This is a genomic window from Vibrio sp. CJQ_6 (genome assembly GCF_043106745.1).
In the GTDB taxonomy this organism is placed as follows: Bacteria; Pseudomonadota; Gammaproteobacteria; order Enterobacterales; family Vibrionaceae; genus Vibrio; species Vibrio furnissii.
The window spans coordinates 653,554-675,075 of sequence record NZ_JBICMV010000008.1 but is presented as its reverse complement, the minus strand read 5'-3'; the positions used below and the strand labels follow the sequence as shown (position 1 = coordinate 675,075).

Annotated in this window: 21 protein-coding genes; 13 read left to right on the top strand and 8 right to left on the bottom strand. The window is 51.4% G+C overall.

The genetic code is table 11. The annotated features are described in order from the left end of the window. The first annotated feature begins 102 nt into the window (after window positions 1-102). From sapA to ACF8PK_RS05270, 6 genes are read left to right on the top strand one after another with little or no spacing between them, the layout of a single operon-like run. Window positions 103-1,725, top strand: coding sequence for an ABC transporter substrate-binding protein SapA (gene sapA / locus ACF8PK_RS05295; protein ID WP_014204927.1), 1,623 nt, complete (start codon window positions 103-105; stop codon window positions 1,723-1,725). Further along, window positions 1,725-2,687, top strand: coding sequence for an ABC transporter permease subunit (locus ACF8PK_RS05290; protein WP_004725511.1), 963 nt, complete (start codon window positions 1,725-1,727; stop codon window positions 2,685-2,687). The genes sapA and ACF8PK_RS05290 overlap by 1 nt, the downstream gene beginning before the upstream one ends. Next, window positions 2,674-3,561, top strand: a complete 888-nt coding sequence (locus ACF8PK_RS05285; RefSeq protein ID WP_004725509.1) for an ABC transporter permease subunit — start codon at window positions 2,674-2,676, stop codon at window positions 3,559-3,561. The genes ACF8PK_RS05290 and ACF8PK_RS05285 overlap by 14 nt, the downstream gene beginning before the upstream one ends. Continuing rightward, window positions 3,561-4,550 (top strand): oligopeptide/dipeptide ABC transporter ATP-binding protein, encoded by a 990-nt coding sequence (locus ACF8PK_RS05280; protein ID WP_038151042.1) that lies wholly within the window; start codon window positions 3,561-3,563, stop codon window positions 4,548-4,550. Before ACF8PK_RS05285 ends, ACF8PK_RS05280 begins: the two co-directional genes overlap by 1 nt. 2 nt (window positions 4,551-4,552) lie before the next feature. Beyond that, window positions 4,553-5,341, top strand: coding sequence for an ATP-binding cassette domain-containing protein (locus tag ACF8PK_RS05275; RefSeq protein WP_154181262.1), 789 nt, complete (start codon window positions 4,553-4,555; stop codon window positions 5,339-5,341). Then, entirely contained in the window at window positions 5,341-6,108 is a 768-nt protein-coding gene (locus tag ACF8PK_RS05270; RefSeq protein WP_392440385.1) for a DUF2927 domain-containing protein, read from the top strand. Before ACF8PK_RS05275 ends, ACF8PK_RS05270 begins: the two co-directional genes overlap by 1 nt. Here ACF8PK_RS05270 and ACF8PK_RS05265 read toward each other — a convergent pair whose 3' ends face one another. Both ACF8PK_RS05265 and ACF8PK_RS05260 read right to left on the bottom strand, forming a co-directional pair. Further along, window positions 6,109-6,498, bottom strand: coding sequence for a DUF2750 domain-containing protein (locus ACF8PK_RS05265; protein ID WP_004725503.1), 390 nt, complete (start codon window positions 6,496-6,498; stop codon window positions 6,109-6,111). 88 nt (window positions 6,499-6,586) lie between these two features. Then, window positions 6,587-7,492, bottom strand: coding sequence for a manganese-dependent inorganic pyrophosphatase (locus tag ACF8PK_RS05260; protein ID WP_004725500.1), 906 nt, complete (start codon window positions 7,490-7,492; stop codon window positions 6,587-6,589). A gap of 182 nt (window positions 7,493-7,674) precedes the next feature. Between ACF8PK_RS05260 and ACF8PK_RS05255 the strand changes: the two genes are divergently transcribed. Continuing rightward, window positions 7,675-8,874, top strand: coding sequence for a putative manganese transporter (locus ACF8PK_RS05255; protein ID WP_392440382.1), 1,200 nt, complete (start codon window positions 7,675-7,677; stop codon window positions 8,872-8,874). A gap of 116 nt (window positions 8,875-8,990) precedes the next feature. Here ACF8PK_RS05255 and ACF8PK_RS05250 read toward each other — a convergent pair whose 3' ends face one another. After that, window positions 8,991-10,730 (bottom strand): glycoside hydrolase family 36 protein, encoded by a 1,740-nt coding sequence (locus tag ACF8PK_RS05250; RefSeq protein WP_392440380.1) that lies wholly within the window; start codon window positions 10,728-10,730, stop codon window positions 8,991-8,993. A gap of 207 nt (window positions 10,731-10,937) precedes the next feature. Here ACF8PK_RS05250 and ACF8PK_RS05245 point away from each other — a divergent pair, with 207 nt between their 5' ends. After that, complete coding sequence (locus ACF8PK_RS05245; RefSeq protein ID WP_242535990.1) at window positions 10,938-11,702, top strand: ABC transporter substrate-binding protein; 765 nt, start codon at window positions 10,938-10,940, stop codon at window positions 11,700-11,702. A 31-nt stretch (window positions 11,703-11,733) separates the two neighbouring features. On the opposite strand, the gene torA is transcribed toward ACF8PK_RS05245, so the two are convergent. From torA to torE, 3 genes are read right to left on the bottom strand one after another with little or no spacing between them, the layout of a single operon-like run. Then, window positions 11,734-14,196, bottom strand: a complete 2,463-nt coding sequence (torA, locus tag ACF8PK_RS05240; RefSeq protein WP_392440377.1) for a trimethylamine-N-oxide reductase TorA — start codon at window positions 14,194-14,196, stop codon at window positions 11,734-11,736. Between the two features lie 23 nt (window positions 14,197-14,219). Further along, the gene (torC, locus tag ACF8PK_RS05235) at window positions 14,220-15,404 is read right to left on the bottom strand and encodes a pentaheme c-type cytochrome TorC (RefSeq protein WP_392440375.1); all 1,185 of its coding nucleotides are present in this window, start codon (window positions 15,402-15,404) and stop codon (window positions 14,220-14,222) included. 49 nt (window positions 15,405-15,453) lie between these two features. After that, window positions 15,454-15,630, bottom strand: coding sequence for a trimethylamine N-oxide reductase system protein TorE (gene torE / locus ACF8PK_RS05230; protein ID WP_238825948.1), 177 nt, complete (start codon window positions 15,628-15,630; stop codon window positions 15,454-15,456). Between the two features lie 418 nt (window positions 15,631-16,048). On the opposite strand from torE, the gene ACF8PK_RS05225 reads away from it, so the two are divergent. After that, window positions 16,049-16,849, top strand: coding sequence for an ABC transporter permease (locus ACF8PK_RS05225; RefSeq protein ID WP_055466196.1), 801 nt, complete (start codon window positions 16,049-16,051; stop codon window positions 16,847-16,849). Window positions 16,850-17,061: 212 nt separating this feature from the next. On the opposite strand, the gene focA is transcribed toward ACF8PK_RS05225, so the two are convergent. Continuing rightward, window positions 17,062-17,904: a formate transporter FocA gene (gene focA / locus ACF8PK_RS05220; protein ID WP_004725484.1), complete on the bottom strand. Its 843-nt coding sequence runs from the start codon at window positions 17,902-17,904 to the stop codon at window positions 17,062-17,064. Between the two features lie 405 nt (window positions 17,905-18,309). Between focA and ACF8PK_RS05215 the strand changes: the two genes are divergently transcribed. After that, entirely contained in the window at window positions 18,310-18,543 is a 234-nt protein-coding gene (locus ACF8PK_RS05215; RefSeq protein WP_004725482.1) for a TIGR02647 family protein, read from the top strand. A 58-nt stretch (window positions 18,544-18,601) separates the two neighbouring features. Here ACF8PK_RS05215 and ACF8PK_RS05210 read toward each other — a convergent pair whose 3' ends face one another. Then, on the bottom strand, window positions 18,602-19,030 hold the full coding sequence (locus tag ACF8PK_RS05210) for a PACE efflux transporter (RefSeq protein WP_143678891.1): 429 nt from the start codon (window positions 19,028-19,030) through the stop codon (window positions 18,602-18,604). An 85-nt stretch (window positions 19,031-19,115) separates the two neighbouring features. Here ACF8PK_RS05210 and ACF8PK_RS05205 point away from each other — a divergent pair, with 85 nt between their 5' ends. Genes ACF8PK_RS05205 through ACF8PK_RS05195 form a run of 3 tightly spaced genes read left to right on the top strand, consistent with a single transcriptional unit; the run spans window position 19,116 to window position 21,458 of the window. Continuing rightward, entirely contained in the window at window positions 19,116-20,006 is an 891-nt protein-coding gene (locus ACF8PK_RS05205) for a LysR family transcriptional regulator (RefSeq protein ID WP_014204917.1), read from the top strand. Beyond that, window positions 20,003-20,833 carry an NAD(P)H-binding protein gene (locus ACF8PK_RS05200; protein WP_154181269.1) on the top strand — a complete coding sequence of 277 codons (831 nt, stop codon included), beginning with the start codon at window positions 20,003-20,005 and terminating at the stop codon, window positions 20,831-20,833. Before ACF8PK_RS05205 ends, ACF8PK_RS05200 begins: the two co-directional genes overlap by 4 nt. Continuing rightward, window positions 20,826-21,458 (top strand): YdcF family protein, encoded by a 633-nt coding sequence (locus ACF8PK_RS05195; RefSeq protein WP_195723468.1) that lies wholly within the window; start codon window positions 20,826-20,828, stop codon window positions 21,456-21,458. Before ACF8PK_RS05200 ends, ACF8PK_RS05195 begins: the two co-directional genes overlap by 8 nt. The last annotated feature ends 64 nt before the right edge of the window (window positions 21,459-21,522 follow it).

The following is a 21,522-nucleotide window of genomic DNA, read 5'->3' as shown; positions in this document are numbered from 1 at the left end:
AACCTTTTCACTTGGTTTCAAACGTCAAAGAATGGTAAATTAGCGGGATTTTGAGGCACAAATGCGCTGAATTTTGCCTCGTTTCTCACACTCATTTTCAATATGAAAACTTTATTACGACTCACGCTGGGATTATGCGGCCTTAGCCTGCTTGCAGGTTGTGGAGAGAAAATCGACCATAGCAAAATTCGCCAGAGCGGATTCGTCTACTGCGGTCAGGGAAGCCCGAGTACATTCAACCCGCAACTCGTTGATAGCGGTATCACTTCTGAAGCACTCAGCCCACAGATTTACGACACGCTGCTTAAACTCGACCCTGAAACCCATTTGCCGATCGCCAATCTGGCCACCGAATGGACCGTCAACAGTAGCGGCACCGAATACGTTTTCAAACTGCGTCCGGGTGTTCAGTTCCAAACCACGCAATGGTTTACCCCAACACGAACGCTGAATGCCGAAGATGTGGTGTTTAGTTTCCGCCGCATCATTGATACCACCAATCCTTATCATTACGTCAGCCACGGCACCTACCCTTGGTTTGTGGGCATCGATTTCTCTAATCTGTTGATTGATGTAATTGCGCTAGACGATCACACGGTAAAATTTACGCTCAGTCGTGCCGACAACAGTTTCTTATCCAATATTTCCACCACGCATGCCGTCATCCTGTCCGCTGAATACGCTCAGCAACTCGCCCTGCGTGATGAAAAATCGTTGATCGATAGTCACCCGGTTGGCACTGGCCCATTTTATCTAGACGAATATCAGATTCACGATTTAGTGCGCCTGCGTCGCCATAACGGATACTGGAATGGCCCGGCCAAAATGGAACAGGTGGTGTTTGATATTTCTCAACGCGGCACCGGCACCTTGGCCAAATTGCTGCGCAATGAGTGTGACGTGCTGAGTTCACCGATTTCGAGCCAAATTCCAATCATCGAAAAGCAATCCAACATCGTGTTGAATTCAAAACCGGCCATGAACGTCGCCTTTATTGCGGTCAATACCTCTCATCCGGCCTTGAACGACGTGCGTGTGCGCAAAGCGCTAAACTTTGCGATCAACCGCCAAAACATCCTTGATTCGGTGTACTACGGAACGGGCAGCATGGCGTACAACATTCTTCCTCCGACGTCGTGGGCCTATCAAAAAGACAACGTGCAAGTCCGTTATGATCGCAATTACGCCATTGCGCTGCTGCGTGATGCCGGGTTTGAGTCTGGGCTGGAGCTGACCATGTCGGTGCCGCTGGAGCCGCGCGCCTACAATCCAAGCCCACGCAAAACCGCCGAACTGATTCAATCCAACTTGGCCGATATTGGTGTGACGCTGCATTTAATCCCGGAAGATCGTCTCGACCGTACTGAGCTCTCTGAGCGTTCGTATGTCGATCTGTTCCTGACGGGCTGGACTGGCGTCACGGGCGACCCTGACAACTTCCTGCGCCCCTTGCTGTCGTGTGATGCCAATCGCGCTGGGCTGAATGTGGCTATGTGGTGCAACAGCGACTTTGACTTCTTACTCGATTTGGCGCTGGAAGTGGAACGACCACGCTATCGCCTCAACCTCTACAAACAGGCGCAAAATATTCTGAATCAGGAGTTTCCTGTGATTCCTTTGGCTCACGGTATGCAGTTTAAAGCGTACAACAAAACGCTCACGGGCTTTCGTCTCAGCCCTTTCAACGTCGAACCATTCAATCATGTTGAGAGGGTTACGGAATAATGTTCAACTACACAGTCCGCCGCTTTAACCTCTTTGTCATTACCTTGCTGATCCTGACGCTGGTTGGCTACAGCTTGCTGCGGCTTGATCCCCAATCGCCGTGGGCCATTGCCGATTTTTGGTCGGGTTGGTCAGAATACATCTCTGAATTGCTGCAACTGAACTTTGGCGTCAACAAAAGTGGCGTGCCGATTATAGAAGAATTGGCATTGGTGTTTCCCGCCACGTTGGAACTCTGTTTAATCGCCTTCATTCTGTCGCTGTTGGTGGGGATTCCTATCGGCACGATTGCTGGCATGAAGCAAGGGAAATGGCTCGACACCCTCATCTCGTTCACATCAATGTCTGGGTATTCTGCGCCGCTGTTTTGGGTCGCCCTGATGCTCATCATGGTGTTCTCGCTGCAATATGAAATGCTGCCGGTTGCAGGGCGTTATGACCTGCTTTACCAAGTCGAACACGTGACGGGCTTTGCGGTAATCGATGCGTTTTTGGCCAAAGGTGCCTATCGCAACTACGCCCTGCAAAGCGTAATTGAGCATATGATTCTGCCATGTTTGGTGCTGGCACTGGCCCCGACGACACAGGTCATTCGACTGATGCGCTCGTCCGTTGCCGACATCATGAGCCAAAACTACATTCGTGCAGCGCGGATCAAAGGTTTGTCTTACTACCAAATCGTGATTCAGCATGTGCTGCGCAACGCGATTCCTCCCATCATTCCCAAATTCGGCGTTCAGCTATCGAGCATGCTCACGCTGGCGATCATCACCGAGTCGATTTTTAACTGGCCGGGCATCGGCCGCTGGTTGTTGGATGCCTTGTCAAACCGCGATTATGTTTCGATTCAAGCTGGCGTGATTGCCGTCGGCGCTTTGGTGCTCACCGCAAATATTCTCTCAGATCTGATTGGCGCGATGATCAACCCGCTGGTAAGGAAGGAATGGTATGCTAACAAATAGCGTGTATCAGGAAGAGCATATCCCGACTCAGTTCGAGCGCTTCTGGCGCAGCTATAAAGCGAACAATTTGGCGATGTTTGGCCTGTGGTGCTTGGTGTTGATTGTCATCGTCACCCTGACGTCGTACTGGATTACGCCGCACGATCCACACATGCAATCGGGCGAGTTACTGATCCCGCCCTCATGGGATCCTGCCGGCACCGTTGAATACTTCCTCGGCACCGATGATTTAGGCCGCGATATTTTGTCGCGCCTGATTGATGGCTCGCGCCTTACCTTTGGTGCGGCGGTCATCATTACCCTCATCGCCACCGTGATTGGCTGTGGCATCGGCATTTTGGCAGGCATGACGCGCGGTTTGCTGTCGAGCACGTTGAATCACCTGCTGGATACCGTGATGTCGATTCCGTCGCTGCTGCTGGCGATCATCTTCGTCGCTTTCCTTGGCTTTGGTGAATTCAATATTCTGCTCGCCATTTGCTTGGCTTTGATCCCGCGATTCATCCGTTCGCTCTACATTGCCGTACATAATGAAGTAGAGAAAGATTACGTGATGGCCGCACGCCTCGATGGTGCCAATGATTCGTACCTGTTGTGGCACTCCATTTTGCCCAACGTGTTGCCCGTGATTGCCGCAGACATCACCATGGCATTGTCGATTGCGATTTTAGACATCACGGCGCTGGGCTTTTTGGGTTTGGGCGCGCAAGCCCCGAGCACCGAATGGGGCGCGATTCTGGGTGATTCCGTCGAGCTGATTTATCTGGCCCCTTGGACGGTCACACTGCCGGGGATTGCGATTATGTACACCGTGGTCATGATTAACTTGGTGGGCGAAGGCGTCCGTCAAGCACTGAATGCAGGAGTCGAATGATGCCGTTACTTGATATTCGTCACCTCACGATTGAGATAGATACACCGCAAGGTCTTGTGAAAGCGGTTGACCGCATGAGCATGACCATGAACGAAGGGGAAATCCGTGGTTTGGTGGGTGAATCCGGCTCGGGTAAAAGTTTGGTGGCCAAAGCCATCGTTGGCGTGGGCAAAGAGAACTGGCGCATCACTGCCGATCGCATGCGCCTTGGCAATATTGATTTGCTGCAACTCACGCCTCGGGAACGCCGCCGCGTGATTGCGCGCGACATTGCCATGATTTTCCAAGAACCATCCACCTGTCTTGACCCGTCAGAAGAGGTCGGCAAACAGCTCATCGAATCGATTCCATCTCGTACCTTTGAAGGCCGTTGGTGGGAGCGATTTACTTGGCGTAAACGTCAAGCCATCGCCCTGCTGCATAAAGTCGGCATTAAAGATCACCGCCGTGTGATGGGCAGTTATCCGTACGAACTGACGGATGGTGAGTGTCAAAAAATCATGATTGCAATGGCCATTGCGGCCAAGCCAAAACTCTTGATTGCCGATGAACCAACCAACGACCTTGACCCCATCACGCAGTCGCAGATTCTGCGTTTGCTGAGCCGCATGAATCAGGTCAACAATACCTCGATTCTGCTGATCGGGCATGACTTGACCACCATTACGCAGTGGGCGAACCGCATTACCGTGATGTATTGCGGTCAATCGGTGGAATCAGCCGACACGCAAAAGATCATGGCCGAACCCAAACACCCGTATACGGTTGCGCTGCTGCGCGCCATGCCCGACTTCAGCGACTGGATTCCCCACAAAGAGAAATTGCAATCGCTGCCCGGCTCCATTCCCCCGCTGCAACACTTACCCATTGGTTGCCGTTTGGGCCCACGTTGCCCGTACGCACAACGTCAATGTGTTGAAGTGCCGCACACGCGCTGGGTGAAAAACCACAAGTTTGCTTGCCACTTTCCGTTGAACATGGAGCCGTAGTCATGAGTGATTCACTGTTAGAAGTCAGTAACTTATCCAAAGACTTCGTTACCCGCTCCGGCATCTTCCGCAAGAAAGTGCATCACGCCGTCAAACCGGTGAGCTTCACGTTGGATGCGGGGCAAACCATCGGCTTTATCGGCCAGAACGGTTCCGGGAAATCAACGCTGGCGCGCATGTTGGCTGGCGTGGTGGAACCGTCCAGCGGTGAAATCCGCGTGAACGGCGAGCTGTTAGAGCACGAAGATTACTCAACGCGCTGTAAATTGATTCGCATGATTTTCCAAGATCCCAACACCTCGCTGAATCCGCGCATTCAGATTGGTCGGATTCTGGAAGGTCCGTTGAAGCGAAACACCAACATGACACCCGAAGCGCGCATGAAACGAGTCAAAGATACGCTGCTACGTGTCGGCCTGCTGCCGGAACATGCGTATTTCTACCCACAAATGCTGGCAACTGGCCAAAAGCAGCGTGTCTGCTTGGCGCGCGCACTGATCCTGCAACCGTCTATCATCGTCGCGGATGAAGCGCTCAATGGTTTGGACATGGCGATGCGCTCGCAAATCATCAACCTGTTTCTAGAGCTACAAGAAGAGATGGGCGTGTCGTTTATCTATGTGTCGCAACACATTGGGGTCATCAAGCACATTACCGACAAAGTGATGGTGATGCATGAAGGCGAAGTGGTGGAATTTGGTGACACACTTGAAGTCCTTTCCGAGCCGCAGCACCCCATCACACAACGGATGGTGGAAAGCCACTTTAACAAGGCGCCGTGCTTTAAGTAATGCGTATTTGGCTGGTTGTGACTGCCCTGCTCTTTTCGCCGCAGGCCTGGAGTGCCAATACGTGGGAAGACCCGGCATTCATTGAACAGGCGTTTGTTCAGGTCGCGCTGCGTAACGAATACGCTGCGGGCGCTAAACCGCTGGTGAAATGGCATCAACCCATCAAAGTCTGGTTCGAACACAAAGTGGCCGATCGCGATCTGCATGAAGCGTTGGCCTTGGCGCAGCTCAAACATTTGGCTTGGGTGACGGGTCACTCCATCACCCAAGTCGCCCATCGTCGGGACGCCAATCTGATTTGGGTCTTCACTCAGCAATCCCATTGGAAAAACGATGTGCAGCGTGAAATGGGCGCTGCCGCAGCCAAACACATCTATGGCGCCGTATGCTTAGGGAATTATCGGACGCGCAGCGACACACATGAGATTGTTTCGGCGGCGGTGGTGATTCCCGCCGACCAAGCGCGTAGCCACGGTAAATTGCTGGCGTGCGTGGTGGAAGAAGTGACTCAAGTGATGGGGCTGCCGAACGATTCAGAGCAAGCTTACCCCTCGATTTTTAACGATAAAACTCCGGACTCTCTGCTGTCGCCACTCGACGTGATTCTACTCAAACTGTTGTATGAACCGGCACTCAAACCCGGCATGAGCGAGCAGCAAGTTCGCCCGATTCTTCGAACGCTGATTCAACGCTATAAAAAAGACGGCGTGCTTGCGCAGGCCGTCCAGATATCACATTCGTCAGATTTGTATGACTGGCTGCCGTAATTAACGGCGAGCGTTTTGCTTGTTCAGTTCAAAATCAAACTCATCAGGGAACAGCACCACACCTTCTTCATTGTCGTTTGGAAACACCACCACCGACAGATCGTCTTGCTCCAGACCACTGGTCCAGCGGCTGCGCCATTTGTTGAGTGAAATCGCTTCCGCTTCGCACTCCGCCCAGTCACCGGTCGCCCACGCTTCGGCAAACTCACGGTTTGGCCATACGGGCACGCAGTCATCATCTTCGGTGTTAAGCATCACACAACCGTGTTCATCTTTCAGAATCCACACCTGTTGATTGGCAACGATTTCTTTGATGCAGTACGTAAAGCGCTGCTCTTGGTCGTACTGATTAATGGTCGCGATTTGTTCCGCGCTCAATGCATTGGCCATGTTGGTCTCCAAATAAAAACGCTCACAGCAACAGGCTGCGAGCGTTCAAACCGTCAATTTACGTGGGCATGATACCCGAATTGAACAATTAAGCCAGTTCGCCCTGTAGCCAAGGCCAACCTTGTTTCTTACGGCTGAGGGTGTTTTCCATCATCAGCACACCATCGACACAGTGTTTTTCCAGTTTTTCAGCCCACTCGCCTTTAAACAATAGACGAGTTTGCGCCGTGGTGATGTCGGTCAGCATCAACGCCGCGAGCGCCAGTTGGTCAGCGTCGCAACGACGTTGCAGATCCGCGTCCAGCGCATCGATCATGTCGCTAACTTGATCCAGCGTGGCCAATTCAACTTGACCCACAACCAGCTCACGGCCGTTAAACGGATAAGCTTTCAGGTCTTTCTCGACCAGTTCAGCCGCGCTCAAACCTGCGATGTCAGTTTTTGCGATCAGCAGCGCGCGAATGAAACCGTCCAGATCCGTCACGCCCGCCAGTGGTGCCAACGCCGCCACGGCATCTTTATCTTTTTGGGTGCATGTTGGGGATGCAAAACCGACCGTGTCAGACAAAATCGCCGACATCATTAGGGTCGCCATTGGCTGGCTGATGGTGGCATTTTCCATCTTAAACAGGTTAAACAAAATGGTGCTGGTACAGCCAACAGGCCAGATCCACGCTTCCAATGGGTTCACCGTCATCACATCACCCAAACGGTGGTGATCGACAATACCCAGAATTTCAGCGTCATTTAAGTCATCCGGTGCTTGCGCTAAATCAGTGTAATCCACCAACCACACTTGCTCACCCGCCACGCTGGTGCGCAGCTCTGGCTGTTCCACACCCGCCGCCGCTAGAATGTGTTGGGTTTCGCGGTTGATTTCACCTTGGCGAATCGCTTTTGCTTCCAAACCACGAGCTTTTAATAATTCAGCGGCAACCAACGCACTGCAAATACTGTCACTGTCCGGGTTTTTATGACCTACTACTAAAATCATTGTCTTTCCTATTCTTTTCCCGTTTTGAGGGCATCACTCACAAAGGCTGTCACTGTACGCAACTGAATGATTTGTGCATGGAGCTAAATCAAAAAAAGTCGATATTGGACGCAACTTACGCTATTGCGAATTAAACGCATTTGCATATAATGAGAATTATTCGCATTCTCGTGGTGGCCATTATGTTTTCAATCAAACTGCCTAACTTCTCCGCGCTCTCCCAGCAGCTCATTCCGCTCCATTTGGGATACAAACGCTTGTTGCTGCCCGTTGCGTTGATGATGCTGTTACTCAGCCAAAACACACGCGAACTCGCGGTGCAGACTTTATCCGATTCGTTCTGGGCCGTCTCCACTTATGTGGCGCTGACATTAGCCATTTATCACTATGTATCCCGTTGGGTGAATGGAACCAACCTCTTTGTGGTTGCCTTTCATCAATCACGTCAGGTGCAAGTACTCATCGCATCATTGCTCGGCGCTCTGCCCGGGTGTGGCGGTGCCATTGTCGTCACCACACAGTTTGTCAGTGGCAAAGTGGGCTTTGGGTCACTGGTGGCAGTGCTCACTGCCACCATGGGCGATGCCGCGTTTCTGCTGCTCGCCAGTCAGCCCTTAACCGGGCTGGGCGTTATCGGCGTCGGCATTGTGACCGGTTGCGTCACGGGGTTGGTTGTCAACGCGCTGCATCGGGATGATTTCATGCGCCCCAAGCAAGAAAAGCTGCCTGATTCGGTGTCGCATGCCCCCGAAACACCGTTGGCGCAAACTGCGCTCAATCTGCAAGGCGCGTTCTGGAAATGGTTGCTTGTGCCCGCTTCTCTGGTCGCCTTTGCACAATCGTTCCAAATCGATATCAATGCGCAGCTGGGTTTCCCTGAGTTGACCATCGAATGGCTGGGCGCACTGCTGGCGGTGGTGAGTATGCTGCTGTGGGCGCTGACACGCGAACTCGACACCTACCAAGATGCCGTGAGTGAAGATTGCAAAACCCGCCAAGCGCATCCCCTACAAAAGGCCGCGCAAGACACCAACTTCGTCAGTGCTTGGGTCATTCTGGCATTTCTCGCGTTTGAATTGACCCACCATTTCACCGGTTGGGAAGTAAGCCAAGAGTGGCAACATTGGGGCGTTTGGATGCCAGCGGTTGGCATTTTAGTGGGCATGTTGCCTGGCTGCGGCCCTCAAATTCTGATCACCAGTTTGTATCTGGCGGGCAGTGTGCCGCTGTCGACCCAGTTGTCGAATGCGATTTCCAACGACGGCGATGCACTCTTTCCCGCCATCGCTCTCGCGCCCAAAGCTGCGCTTTTTGCCACGCTTTACACCGCCATACCCGCCATTGTGGTCGGCTACGGCTATTACTGGTTATTTGAACTCTGAAACCGCCCCCAGCCAAGCTGGGGGATTTTCTCGCGCCTTAATTTTCTCTATACCTGATTTTCTCTAAACCTGATGTTCTCTAAACAAAGAAAAAGGGAGCCACGCTCCCTTTGCATTCAGCATGCGGTGACAATGGCTCGGCTGTGTAGTCCACTTGGCAGCGTCACCAGCAGGACTTGCGTCGCCTCATCACTCAGCGATTCGCCACTCCAAAAGTCGTACCAATGCACAGGTTGACTGGCAATCAACGTAAATTCATACGCATCCCCGCCAAAGTTAAACAAGCAATGCAGATCGTTCACTTCATTGAGTTTTAAGAACGTGCGATTGAGCGAGAGCGACGTCACTTTGGCCGTTTCCTGCGTCTGCCTATGGCGTGCAATCAGCTTTTGCAGGCTGGTTTTGGCAAATGCGGTGAGCTCTGGCAGTGGGTCGCCGGATAACAATAGACCGCCGGCGGAGAGTATGACGTTCCGATGAAACTCATAGGCGTTCCGATCGGTCGCCTGATTAGGTAGAGACGTGAGCGTTAAGCAATCGGGATCAATTTGCCACAACTGGCGATGCTGCCAACTGCGGTAAAACGTTTCGCGGGCGATTTGATGGAACCGATGCGGATGACGCTCAACATCATCCGAGACGCGCATCGCATCCACCAGCCCCAGCGACGGCCACATGGGGGCGTTACACCCCAAAATCCACGCCGTTTGCGCGCCGTCAATGATCGCCTGCATCCCCATGCGATAGGCTTCTACGCCTGTGACGCCTGCCTGATACCGCTTGCCTTTCAACGTTCCCCAGTAGTTGGCATCCAGCTTGAACAGCTCAATGCCCCACTCTTCTCGCATCGTGCGCACCACCTGCGTCAAGTATTCTTGTACGTGCGGGTTGGAACCATCGAGAATATACCAAGGTGTGCAGCGCCAGCCGCCATAGGTCACATCTTCAGCCTTCAACAACGTGCCATCGGCATGACGCACAAACCATTCCGGATGATCGCGAAAAACCGTTGAATTCGGTTCAGCAATAAAAGGCGCCATCCAGATCGCGGGCTTTTTCCCGCGTTGGCGAATAGACGCCACGACTTGTTTCACACCGGCACTGAATTTAGTCGATGGCGTGAGCCAATCGCCCATAAACGCTTGATAGCCATCATCCAGCAGCACCCATTCCAATGCGTCCAACTCGCCTTGCATGGCGTCAACGTTATCTCGAATATGTTGCTCATTCACATCCGCATAATAGGCATACCACGAACACCATCCGACAGGCGCATCGGACTGACAATTCGGCCGCGGCGGATGATGCGCATGAATATAACGCACATAGTCACGGTAAAGCTGCGGCAGTGACTCGCCTTCCAACATGACGACCGATTCCAACCGATTCGATGCCCAGGATTGCGGTTCACTGCCTTCGCCATCAAGATAAGCCGTCACGCCGTACTGTCCTTGGTGCGGTTCAATCTCAAAATACCCAGCAAAACGCTGACACGAGGTAAAGCCAAACAGCAGGTAGCCGTTGGCGTGTTCAATCACCAAATAGTTGTAAAAGCGTTTCGGCGCATCGGCGGCATAAATACGGTAGCTGAGGTTGTTGTCTGGGCAGCGGCCAACATCTTCGACTTGGCTCACTGTGCCAGCCGTTTGCGCCAACATTTGGAATCCGTCGCCTAAAATCTTGGCGTCCGATTCCACATCAAGCACCGTTTTACACAGTGGGTAGCGAGCACTCAGCGGTGTGTTATGCAGGCCGATATATTCAAAGTGAAGCTCATTGCGATGCCGATGAACGCCCACATCCAGCGGCTGCAAAATCGCCACCTCACGTAAATTATCGAGTGTGAGTCGAGTCATATCATCCTCAAAATTCATGGTCTTTACTGATTGAGTATCGTGTGATTGGTCCACGCTATAAGTTATCAACGTCACGAAATACAAAAACGTTGGTTCGTTTGGCGAAAAAGCCAGCGGTGATTCTAGTCACAATCGACGATGCAAACTCGTCGAGGACTGAACAATTGAACTACACTCAGCGTCATATTCTCAGGCTAGGAATGTGTTTTGCGACCCCGATTTTGTTTTCTGCTCAGCGCGCTACTTTCATGTTCATCGTCTGCATGGTCAGCCCCCATCATTCATGCGGTGCAAGATGCATGGCCACCGTATATCATTGATACATCAGATTATCCGGGCATTTCAGTTGAAATCGCTCAGCAAGCTTATGCCAGCCAAGGTTATCAGTTAGAACTCGACATCAAGCCTTGGTCACGCGCATTAAAAGAGATTCAACATGGTCGCGACCAGATTGTCATCGCGGCATGGTATTCAGCGCAACGCGAGCCTCAATTGCGCTTTTCCGATCCTTACCTCTATACGGAAATCCATTTGATCGCACGCAAAGACCAACAGGTCTATTTCGGCAACTTTGAAGATTTGAAAGACAAAACCGTCGGGATTGTCGAAAACTACGCGTATGACGATGATTTTATGGCCAGTCCATGGTTTAAGCGGGTGCCGTCGAGCGATCTTCTCTCCAACATTCGCAAAGTTCACACCGGGCGGGTCGATCTTTTTATTGAAGATGAACGTGTGGCGCGCTGGACCATGGCCGAAAATAATATTCCCCCCGAGGATTTCAACTATATTCAGCCACCAGTGTCTTTGAGCCCGTTGTACATCATGGTGGCCCGAAACAACCCCAACGCCCAAACGTATCTGGATGCGTTCAACCGCGGGCTGAAAACCATTCAAGCCAGCGGGGCCTATTTGGCCATCTTGCATAAGTACGACACTGACGTGCCGAACAAGAAAAAGCCAGCTCACTGAGCTGGCTTTTATCATCAAGAATACGGCAACGCTAGGCGACTTCGATCGGGCCACCGAAAGAGGTCACAGGCGGCACCTTACCGGTGAACTTCTCAAAATCCACGATACAGGTATTGGCTGAGGTGGCCTGCGCCAACTCTGACGTACCCAGATCAAGTGTCAACGTATTCGGGTCACCGTAAGTACAGATCGCGCCCTCTTTCTCAGATAACGGACCGTACCACGCGCCCTCTTCAATGCGAATCACGCCGCGTGGATAGCTGTCTGACAACACCGCGCCCGCCAGTAGCTGACCACGACCATTGAACACGCGCACCAAGTCACCGGCTTTGATGCCTTTGGCTTTGGCATCCATCGGGTTGATGTAAACCGGCTCACGACCTTGTACCGCATAAGTGGCACGGAACGCTTCGGATTCGCACATCTGTGAGTGCAGGCGTTTATCCGGGTGGCAAGATTGCAGCCAGAACGGATATTTGTCTGATCCCGGGCCACCGTGTGAACGTTCAGTTTTCTCAAACCACATCGGGTGTTCCTGACAATGTTCGTAGCCGTAGCGACCAATCTTGCGAGAGGTGATTTCGATAAAGCCAGACGGCGTACCCAAGGCGTTGATCTCTGGGTCTTTACGGAAGTCGGCATGACGAACCCACGGTTTGCCTTCGCCAAATTCCAGCACGCTCTGTTCCCAGAACTCATCGAATTCGGGCATCTCAAACTTGCCTTCGTTGGCTTTTTTACAGTCGTTGTAGAGCGAGCGTACCCACTCCATTTCGTCCATACCGCGTGTAAATTCTTCATGGCGGCCGAAACGACGTGTCAGCTCGGTCATGATTTCAAAGTCGGTTCGCGACTGGAACATCGGATCCACCAAGCGGTGCATCGCAATCAAACCTTTGCCGGAATACGACCCATACGAGTCAATGTCGTTTCGCTCCCACTGCGTACAGGCTGGCAGTACGATGTCGGAGAAGCGACAAGTCGCCGTCCAGTTGAAATCAATCGTGACCACGGTTTCCAGCTTCTGGAACGCACGTTTCATCTTGTTGCGATCTTGGTGGTGATGCCACGGGTTGTTGCCCGAAATCACCATCATTTTGAAGCCAGGTAGCGTCACGGTGTTACCGTTGTGATTGATTTTCTTACCCGGTTCGAGAATCGCATCAATCCAGCGCGCGACCGGAATCGTGCGGCTGTAACCGTTGAAATTAGTGTTGTCCCATTTCGGTTTGGCGCCTTGATCCAAGTTGCGCGGGAAACCGCCCGGGCCTGCAAAACCGGTCGAAGGTACGCCGATGCCCGAATAGTGGTGACCGTACGAAATGCCGCCGCCCGGTAGGCCGATCTGACCGATCATCGCCGCCAACACTGCGCCCATCCAATACGGCTGTTCACCATGTTCCTGACGCTGAATACACCAGCCGAACAGCAACTGCGTGCGACCTTTCACCAACATACGAGCAAAATCGCGAATGGAATCTGGCGTCACGCCACAAATCTTCGCCGCCCATTCTGGCGTGCGTTCAATCTTGTCTTTGGTGTTCCCCAACACGTATTGAATGAAGTCATCAAAACCCAAACAGTAAGTGCTGATGAACTTCTTGTCGTAGAGTTCTTCGGTGTACAGCACATGCGCGACCGCCAACATAAACGCCACATCAGTCTGTGGGTTGATGTACAGGTGATCGTTCTGCAGGAAACGCTGCGTTTTGTTCTTCACCGGATCGACAGAAACCACATTCACTTCGCCCTTGGCGATTTTCTCTTTCAGTTGTTCGAGATAGCCAAAGGATTGGTGCGTTTCGCAGTTCCAACCCACTTGCAGGTTTTTCACCGGATCGTTCGCCCACAAAATGATGTTGTCGGAATGCTCAAGGATTTCCGTCCATGAGGTGCCTTGTGCGTACACTTCGGTCGAACCCAGCACGTACGGCATGATGGTTTGGCCGGCACCCGTCGAGTAGTCACCCACTTTGGTGATGTAGTTTCCGTGCATGCCTACCGCGCGCTGCATCATCGCCGTACAGTTGTGGAATGCGCCGGTTTGGTTCCAGCCGGTTTGACCTGCGTGCAGTGCCCAAGGGCCATATTGCTTCTGTACGCGTTCCAATTCGCGGTAGAACAGGTCAATCGCTTCATCCCACGTCACACGGATAAAACGGTTATTGCCGCGCGTTTCAGCGCTGTATTTATGCTTTTTCAGCCAATCAAGGCGCACCATGGGGTAACGCACGCGCGATGGGCTGTAAATAATGCCTTTGATGCCGTTGAGCATCTCGGTCGGGTGTTTGTCGGTTTCCAGCGGTTGAATGGCCTGAACCTTGCCGCCATAGATCTGGGCGCGAAACGCGCCCCAGTGTGAACCCGACACTTTCCAGGAACCGGTGGTTTCAGCGGCCTGAGCCGTGATTGGTGTCAGCAAGCTTGGGCCAATAATCGACGCCGCACTGGTGGTTGCCACACCTTTTAGAAAACTTCTTCGTGTAATCGCCATGGGTTGACTCCGTAAGACGCAGATTAATGGTGACCTTCAGCAAAATCTGAAGAGTGTTTTTGCAAGTACTTCAAAACCAGCGCTTCACTGTCGGTATCGAAGTTCACGAATGCCAGCATACCGTCGAACATGCCCGGCCAAGTGTTGGCATCGAAGTGCGCTTCATCCGGTTGGGTGTGACATACAGAACAGTTGGTTTTGTAAGCTTCACGCGCTTTTTCCCACACCGGTTGCACATCATTGAGCATCGCTTCTTTCGTCATCCACACTTTGGCGGTCACTTCTTCCCAAGGCAGGCCGGTCAGATCATCGACTTTCTTCTCGCCCACAGTCACAATCGCATCGGATTGCGCGGCGTCTTTCAGTAGTGAACCCACCGCGATGTTCATACCGAAATCTTCCTGAATCACGCGGCCAAAGCCTTTCGCTTTACGCCAACCCGAGATTTCGACTTGCATCATGTCGCCCTTCTCAGACAACACTTTGACTTGCGATGCTGGGTTGAGCAGCCCCGCTTCAACTTGGGCTTGCGCATCTTCATACAGTGGCAGATGACGCACGCTGACCAGCGTCTCGCCGCCAGCATAATCGGTGTTCGAGGCCATGCCTTCCAGTTCACCAATCAGGCCACCAGAGCTGTCCATATTTTTCGGCAGGTTGTGCGCGATGCCTTTGTGACAATCGATACAGCTTTGATCCCGCTCTGCCGCTTGCTTCATCTGAATGCGCGCGGTTGGCGACATTTGTTCAAAGTCCATCGAGTCGTAGTTGTGACAGTTTTTACATTCGAGGGATTTATTCGCCGAGAAGCGATCCCATTCATGCTTGGCTAACTCAATGCGACGCTCTTCGAATTTCTCAGGCGTGCCCAGATCGCCAAAGACTTGGGCAAACACCTCTTTCGAAGCCTGCATCTTGCGGGCGATTTTAGAGGTCCAGTCGTGCGGTACGTGACAATCCGGACAAGTGGCTCGCACGCCGGAATGGTTCTTCCAGTGCACGGTTTCTTGCAGCTCAACATACACGTTGTCGCGCATGGTATGGCAGCTAATGCAAAACTCTTCGGTGTTGGTGGCTTCCAGCGCGGTGTTGAACCCACCCCAGAAAATCACCCCAGCAATAAAACCACCCATGGTCAGTACACCCAAACTGATGTGTACTGCTGGTCGCGTCATGGTACGCCACATTTTTACGATTAAAGATTTCATGTTTCGTTCTCTTAAAATGTCGTTGAGCAGAGGGAAAAGTGAACGACCATTAGCCGTGCACGCCCGGAGGTCCGAAGACGAACATTTGAAGCATCCAAACGATGAATCCATATCCGCCGACAAACGCGACACTCAAAATCGGAAACAGAACGACAGTGATGAAGAGGAATGACTTCCACTCCAGAGAGCGTTTTTCACCGCCCTCAACTTTATTAACATCACGCATACAATTGCCCATTTAAATTGAAGGTATTTTGAACAACTGACGAATTAAGTCATCACCTGTTCGTTATTTATTGGGCAAAATGCTAAACCATAAAATTAGTAAGGTTCAATCGAATTACTACGTTCAACCCTTGTTATTCAATAGTTTTTTGAGTTTGAACGGAGATGTGTTGAATTAAAAAATCGTGTTAAAGAATATGAACAGATATGAAAAAATAATATTGTTATTACCGCAGGGAAATACATCATATTTTTTAACTTTCCGTATTCCAGAGCGACGTAAAATCATCAAAACCATTCTCTTTTCGAGTTCAATTTTATCGAATTAGTTATTATTTTGTTTCAGTGATGTTTTAAAAACTTTCTGATAAACGTCCTCATTTCCTGCTAAATTAAGCAGAAAAACAGAGGAGAACAAAATGAACGGTGTGGTCGATATTTCGTGGTGGCAATTGGCGCTATTTAGCACCCTGCTCGCGATTCCGCTCGCGGTGAACGCCTACCACCAACTGGATATCGGCAAAGAGATGTTGTGGTCGATTGGACGCATGGCATTGCAACTGCTTCTGGTGGGGATCTATCTGGAATACCTGTTCGAGCACAATAGCCTGTGGGTCAATTTGGCATGGTTAATGGTCATGATTGGGGTGGGTGCCAGTTCAATTGTCTCCAAAGCCAAACTGCCCGTGACCTTGCTCATCGGGCCGATTGTCATCGGGCTGGCGGTCGGGTTGTTTCCTCTGATTATTTTGCTGTGTGTGGCGGTGGTACAACCCACACCTTGGTACAGCGCACAATACATGATTCCGCTGGCAGGCATGCTGCTGGGCAACAGTCTCAGTGGCAACATCGTTGCGCTGCAAAATCTATTTACCGCATATCAAGAGCGGCGCGCGGAATACGAAGGCGCGTTATCATTAGGCGCATCACCGATTTATGCATCACGCGGTTTTGTACGCAGCGCGCTGCGCAAAGCCAGTGCGCCACTGCTGGCGTCGATGGCCGCAACCGGGTTGGTCACCCTCCCCGGCATGATGACTGGTCAAATTTTAGGCGGCACATCCCCCCTCATCGCCATCAAGTACCAATTGCTGATCATGATCGCCATTTTCGTGATGCTGAATATTTCGCTCACTTTATCCGTGCATCTCACGCTACGCGTTGCATTGAGCAAAGAAGGACGAGTAAAAGTGCGCTTTACCGATGAAAACAGTGAATAAAATGCAAGGGGGACAGCTGCCACGACACGCGCCAACCCAGTGCAGATCACGCACAATCCTTGTGCAGCTTTTGCAACATAAATCATCCATTTAAGGTTACGCACCTGCTTTAAAACAAGTTATCCACAGAAAATGTGGATAACCGTGAAAAACAAAAAACGCCACAAAGTGGCGTTTTTCATTCATTTGATCATCAACTCGCGATTATCGCATCAGTCTTTCAAGTAGATCAGCCAGTACCACATACCGACAAACACCCCACCGCCGACGATGTTACCCAGCGTCACCGGAATCAGGTTGTTGACGAAGAACGTCATAAAGTTGAGGTCGGCATACTGTGCAATGTCAGCACCCGTCATTTGCCAGAACGCTTCCGGCGCAAAGTATTTAATGCCGATTGCCATAGGCACTTGGAACATGTTCGCAATACAGTGTTCAAAGCCGGACGACACAAACATCGCCACAGGCAGAATCATCACCATCACTTTGTCAGTCAGGGAACGCGCACTGAACGTCATCCAAACCGCCAGACACACCAGAATGTTACACATCAGGCCCAAAGAAAACGCCTGAATAAAGGTGTGATGCAGTTTATGTTGGGAAATCGCCATCGCGTTCAGACCCAGCAAACCGCCATCTTCCATGTATTGTTTGGTTGCCAGCATGATAATCACCAGCAGAATGGAGCCCGCCATGTTACCGAAGTAAACCACGATCCAGTTCTTAACCAACTGCATCCACGAGATTTTACCACTCGCTTTGGCCACCAGCGTTAACACACTACTGGTAAACAGTTCACCCCCGGTGATCACAACCAGAATCAGGCCTAAACTGAAAGCCAGTCCGCCCAGCAGCTTGGTCACGCCGTAAGGCATGTCCTGCGCGCCTGTGGTCACGACTGTATAGAAGACAAAAGCAATACCGATATGAATACCTGCGGAGATAGCGAGAAGGAACGATTTGTAGGCCGCTTTAGTCGCTTTGCCCACCCCCGTATCTGCAGCACGTTCAGCCATTTGCGGCGGCAATAAAGAGTCGAATTGGTTGAGGTTCATAGTTGTTACATTTTGATACATTCAGAAGAGTGGCGGATAATCGCCCGATTTCCTCTTTTATTCAAGGGCTATTTTGCATGTTTACTCAATTTGTTTTTATCGTGAGACCAATTAAATTTTTTCATAGCACCTCAGTTTCTTATTCATTCAACCTGACTTTGATAAAAATCAATTTACTACACTGATAAACAAGACAATTTAATTCACATTTCGCCAAACCCACTGCCACATATTTCGACATGACGATGATTCATATCATTGAGCAGACTGATTACAAAACTGGCGAAATACCTGACGAAAAAAGCATCATAACAGTTCGATATAACACTTCTGTTTCGGAGTGATTGCGCGATCGAAATGACACGACTATGGTGAACCTAATTCAATCATTAAGAAGGGCTCACGATGAAATTTTCTCAACAGCATCTCGACGAACTGAACCTGCTACTTCAGTTTGATATCGGCAGTGCCGCGACAGGAATCAAAGTTCACACCGACGCCTCCGATGCGGCGCAAAGTGCCGCTCAGCGCTTGTTCGAGAAGCAGCTTTGTACTCAACCCGATGGTGGCTACCTCACCAACGAAGGAATTGCCATGGCCGAACAGGCCGATCGATTGTTGCGCGTGCTGAGCGCCTAACGATCTCATAACTTCACGAACGAACTGAAAAGAGCGCCAATCGGCGCTCTTTTTGTGTCTACTGCATTTTGGTGGCAATCACCCAACGTTGATAAGGTTGAAGTTTGTCGTAGCCCCAGTTGAACGCAATCGTATAGAAGAAGAAAAACGTCAGGAATCCGGCTTCCAGCAGCAGCGCGGTCGACCACGACACTTGCAAGAACCACGCAATCACAGGCACCGTGACAAACACCAAGCTACCTTCAAAGCCCACCGCATGCCACACTCGAATCTTTGCTTTGCGCTGCGTGCGATCAGCCCCAAACAGGCGATCAAACCCCACGTTATAAAGGTAGTTCCAAACCACGGTAAAAAGACTCAACCCGATCCCAATCGCGGCCATGCTGCCGCCACTTTTCCCCGATAACAACGCGCCCAATGGCACGACAAATAGTAAAGCCATCAACTCAAAGCTGATGGCGTGAAATAAACGCTCTTGGTTAGACATGATTCGTCGCTCCGACTGTGGACATGACATCATTTTCATCTAGTATTGCGATAGATATAAGTTAGATACCATCGGTAAAAGCGATATGTTTAGTATTGAGCAGCTTGAAGCGTTCATCGCCACCGCAGCGTGTGGCTCCTTTTCCAGCGCTGCACGTAAACTGGGCAAAGTGCAATCGGCCATCAGTCAACACGTGATGAATTTGGAGATCGATTGCAACAGCCAACTGTTTGAACGCCAAGGACGTTATCCGGTACTAACCCCTGCCGGGCATAAGCTACTGCCCTACGCCCAAGCGACGGTGCAGCAGCACAAGCGTCTGATCCAACAAGCCACGGGGCTGTCTTTACAAGGCAGCCAGCAACTGACACTGGCGCTCGATGAAGGCATTTTACTGTCGGGGCTTACCTCACTGCTGACTGCACTCGAAACCGAATTTCCCTTGATAGAACTGGAATGCTTAAGTGCTTCGAGCAAAGACGTGATTGAAATGATTGAAAGCGGCCGCGCCACGTGCGGGTTAATTTTCAGTGAGTTAGCGCTGCCTGAGACGATCGATTTTGAATCCATCGGTTCGATTAAGTTTGATGTCTACGTTTCGAGTCAACACGCCCTCGCCCAATCCGTCGCCCCGCACATCGACACACTGCGCCTGCACCGGCAATTGGCGGTTCGTTCGCGCAACTACACCGCCAGCAGTTTTCATCAGCCGCACAGTCCAGATGTATGGTACGCTGACAACTACTATTTGTTGCTGGACTTAGCGATTCATGGTTTTGGTTGGTGCCTACTTCCAACGCACCTCGCACAAGCGGAAGTCGAGGCCGGTCGGCTGGTGCGTGTGCCGGTTGCTTTTGAGCAACTGGCTTGGTACACCAACGTCGATGTCATTCAACATCATCAATACGCTCAAGATTCCATTCATCAGCGCACTCGTGAACTGCTGCGCCAACTGTTTAAAGGACAATCACAATGACGCATATCGCCATCATCGGTGCTGGTTGGCTGGGTTTGCCACTGGCGAAACATCTTCAATCGCTTGGGTATCAGGTCAGTGCGAGCCGCACATCTCAACAAGGCGTTGACGAACTGACACAACACGGCATCCACGGGTTTATTTGCGATCTCAGTCAATCGGATCATTTAGCTGACATAATCGCGTCATTGGGTTGCGATACTGTGGTGGGTAGTTTCCCTCCGGGATTTCGACGCGGACAAGGGGCAGAATACGCCAAGCAGTGGCAAGACCTGGCCAATGCAGCCCAAGTCGCGCAGTGCAAAAAGTTGGTGATGGTCAGCTCAACCACCGTCTATCCAGACCGAGCTGAACCGATGAATGAAGCAAAAGCAACGCTTGCGCTGGCACTCTCTGAGCCAGATTTCTCAGCCAACGCAAAAGTGATGTTGCAAGCCGAGCAAAGCATCATAGACTCAGGGCTAGATTATGCGATTGTCCGCTGTAGCGGCCTGATTGGCCCAAGCCGTCACCCGGCTCGCTTTGCCGCCCGGTTAAAGCAAGTCAGTGCATTAGCACCAGCGAACATGTTGCATCTGACCGACGCTGTCGGCGCCGTGACCTTTGCCGTTGAACACCTGTCTCGGGAGGTGGTCAATGCCACGACGCCCAATACCGTGAGCAAAGCAGAATTTTATCAAGCCGCGTTGCAAGCCGCCGCTTCCAACGAGGCACTGCCGCCAGTGGTCCAGATTGCCGATAAACACATTGTCAGCGACAAATTGGTTCAGGCGGGATATCAGTTTCACTATTCACACACTCTGGAGGCCTTCAATGGCGATGAGTAAACATCTATATCAGCATCTCGAAACGCTTTGGCAATACATGCAAATGGGACATCAGCTGACCGCTGCCGATGTCATTTTCGTCCCGGGCAGCAACGATACCCGAGTCGCTGAAATCGCAGCCGCTGCCTATCACAAAGGCTTGGCGCCGCTGATTGTGTTCTCCGGCGGCCACGGTCGTTTTACCGATGGCATTTTTAAACACAGCGAAGCCGTCACCTTTGCCCAAGTGGCGAAAGATTGCGGCGTGCCTTCTGACGCTTTGTTACTCGAACCGCGTTCCACCAACAGCGGCGAGAACGTGCGCTTCACGCATGAACTGCTGCAGAAAAAAGGCATTCACCCTCGTAAAATCATTCTGGTGCAAAAACCGTACATGGAACGCCGCGCTTACGCGACCTTCATGAAGCAATGGCCTGACACGATTGATTCGTTACAAGTCACTTCCATGGGCGGCACCTTCTTTGACTACCTGACTGAAGATTTGACGCTCGATTTCGTGCTCTACGCCATGATTGGCGATTTCGAACGCATTCAGCACTACCCCGAAAAAGGCTATCAAATTGAGCAGCCGATCCCGGAAGCGGTGATGCAAGCCTATCAGGCACTCAAACCGCTGGTTGCATAAACCAAGTCACCCGCCATCGGTTCACTGGTTCAGGGATTCAGTAGTTCGGGGACCAAACGCAAAA

Excerpts from the sequence above, each read along its gene's own strand:
- sapA (WP_014204927.1), top strand. The coding sequence starts at position 103 with ATGAAAACTTTATTACGACTCACGCTGGGATTATGCGGCCTTAGCCTG.
- ACF8PK_RS05290 (WP_004725511.1), top strand. The coding sequence starts at position 1,725 with ATGTTCAACTACACAGTCCGCCGCTTTAACCTCTTTGTCATTACCTTG.
- ACF8PK_RS05285 (WP_004725509.1), top strand. The coding sequence starts at position 2,674 with ATGCTAACAAATAGCGTGTATCAGGAAGAGCATATCCCGACTCAGTTC.
- ACF8PK_RS05280 (WP_038151042.1), top strand. The coding sequence starts at position 3,561 with ATGCCGTTACTTGATATTCGTCACCTCACGATTGAGATAGATACACCG.
- ACF8PK_RS05275 (WP_154181262.1), top strand. The coding sequence starts at position 4,553 with ATGAGTGATTCACTGTTAGAAGTCAGTAACTTATCCAAAGACTTCGTT.
- ACF8PK_RS05270 (WP_392440385.1), top strand. The coding sequence starts at position 5,341 with ATGCGTATTTGGCTGGTTGTGACTGCCCTGCTCTTTTCGCCGCAGGCC.
- ACF8PK_RS05265 (WP_004725503.1), bottom strand. The coding sequence starts at position 6,498 with ATGGCCAATGCATTGAGCGCGGAACAAATCGCGACCATTAATCAGTAC.
- ACF8PK_RS05260 (WP_004725500.1), bottom strand. The coding sequence starts at position 7,492 with ATGATTTTAGTAGTAGGTCATAAAAACCCGGACAGTGACAGTATTTGC.
- ACF8PK_RS05255 (WP_392440382.1), top strand. The coding sequence starts at position 7,675 with ATGTTTTCAATCAAACTGCCTAACTTCTCCGCGCTCTCCCAGCAGCTC.
- ACF8PK_RS05250 (WP_392440380.1), bottom strand. The coding sequence starts at position 10,730 with ATGACTCGACTCACACTCGATAATTTACGTGAGGTGGCGATTTTGCAG.
- torA (WP_392440377.1), bottom strand. The coding sequence starts at position 14,196 with ATGGCGATTACACGAAGAAGTTTTCTAAAAGGTGTGGCAACCACCAGT.
- torC (WP_392440375.1), bottom strand. The coding sequence starts at position 15,404 with ATGAAATCTTTAATCGTAAAAATGTGGCGTACCATGACGCGACCAGCA.
- torE (WP_238825948.1), bottom strand. The coding sequence starts at position 15,630 with ATGCGTGATGTTAATAAAGTTGAGGGCGGTGAAAAACGCTCTCTGGAG.
- ACF8PK_RS05225 (WP_055466196.1), top strand. The coding sequence starts at position 16,049 with ATGAACGGTGTGGTCGATATTTCGTGGTGGCAATTGGCGCTATTTAGC.
- focA (WP_004725484.1), bottom strand. The coding sequence starts at position 17,904 with ATGAACCTCAACCAATTCGACTCTTTATTGCCGCCGCAAATGGCTGAA.
- ACF8PK_RS05215 (WP_004725482.1), top strand. The coding sequence starts at position 18,310 with ATGAAATTTTCTCAACAGCATCTCGACGAACTGAACCTGCTACTTCAG.
- ACF8PK_RS05210 (WP_143678891.1), bottom strand. The coding sequence starts at position 19,030 with ATGTCTAACCAAGAGCGTTTATTTCACGCCATCAGCTTTGAGTTGATG.
- ACF8PK_RS05205 (WP_014204917.1), top strand. The coding sequence starts at position 19,116 with ATGTTTAGTATTGAGCAGCTTGAAGCGTTCATCGCCACCGCAGCGTGT.
- ACF8PK_RS05200 (WP_154181269.1), top strand. The coding sequence starts at position 20,003 with ATGACGCATATCGCCATCATCGGTGCTGGTTGGCTGGGTTTGCCACTG.
- ACF8PK_RS05195 (WP_195723468.1), top strand. The coding sequence starts at position 20,826 with ATGAGTAAACATCTATATCAGCATCTCGAAACGCTTTGGCAATACATG.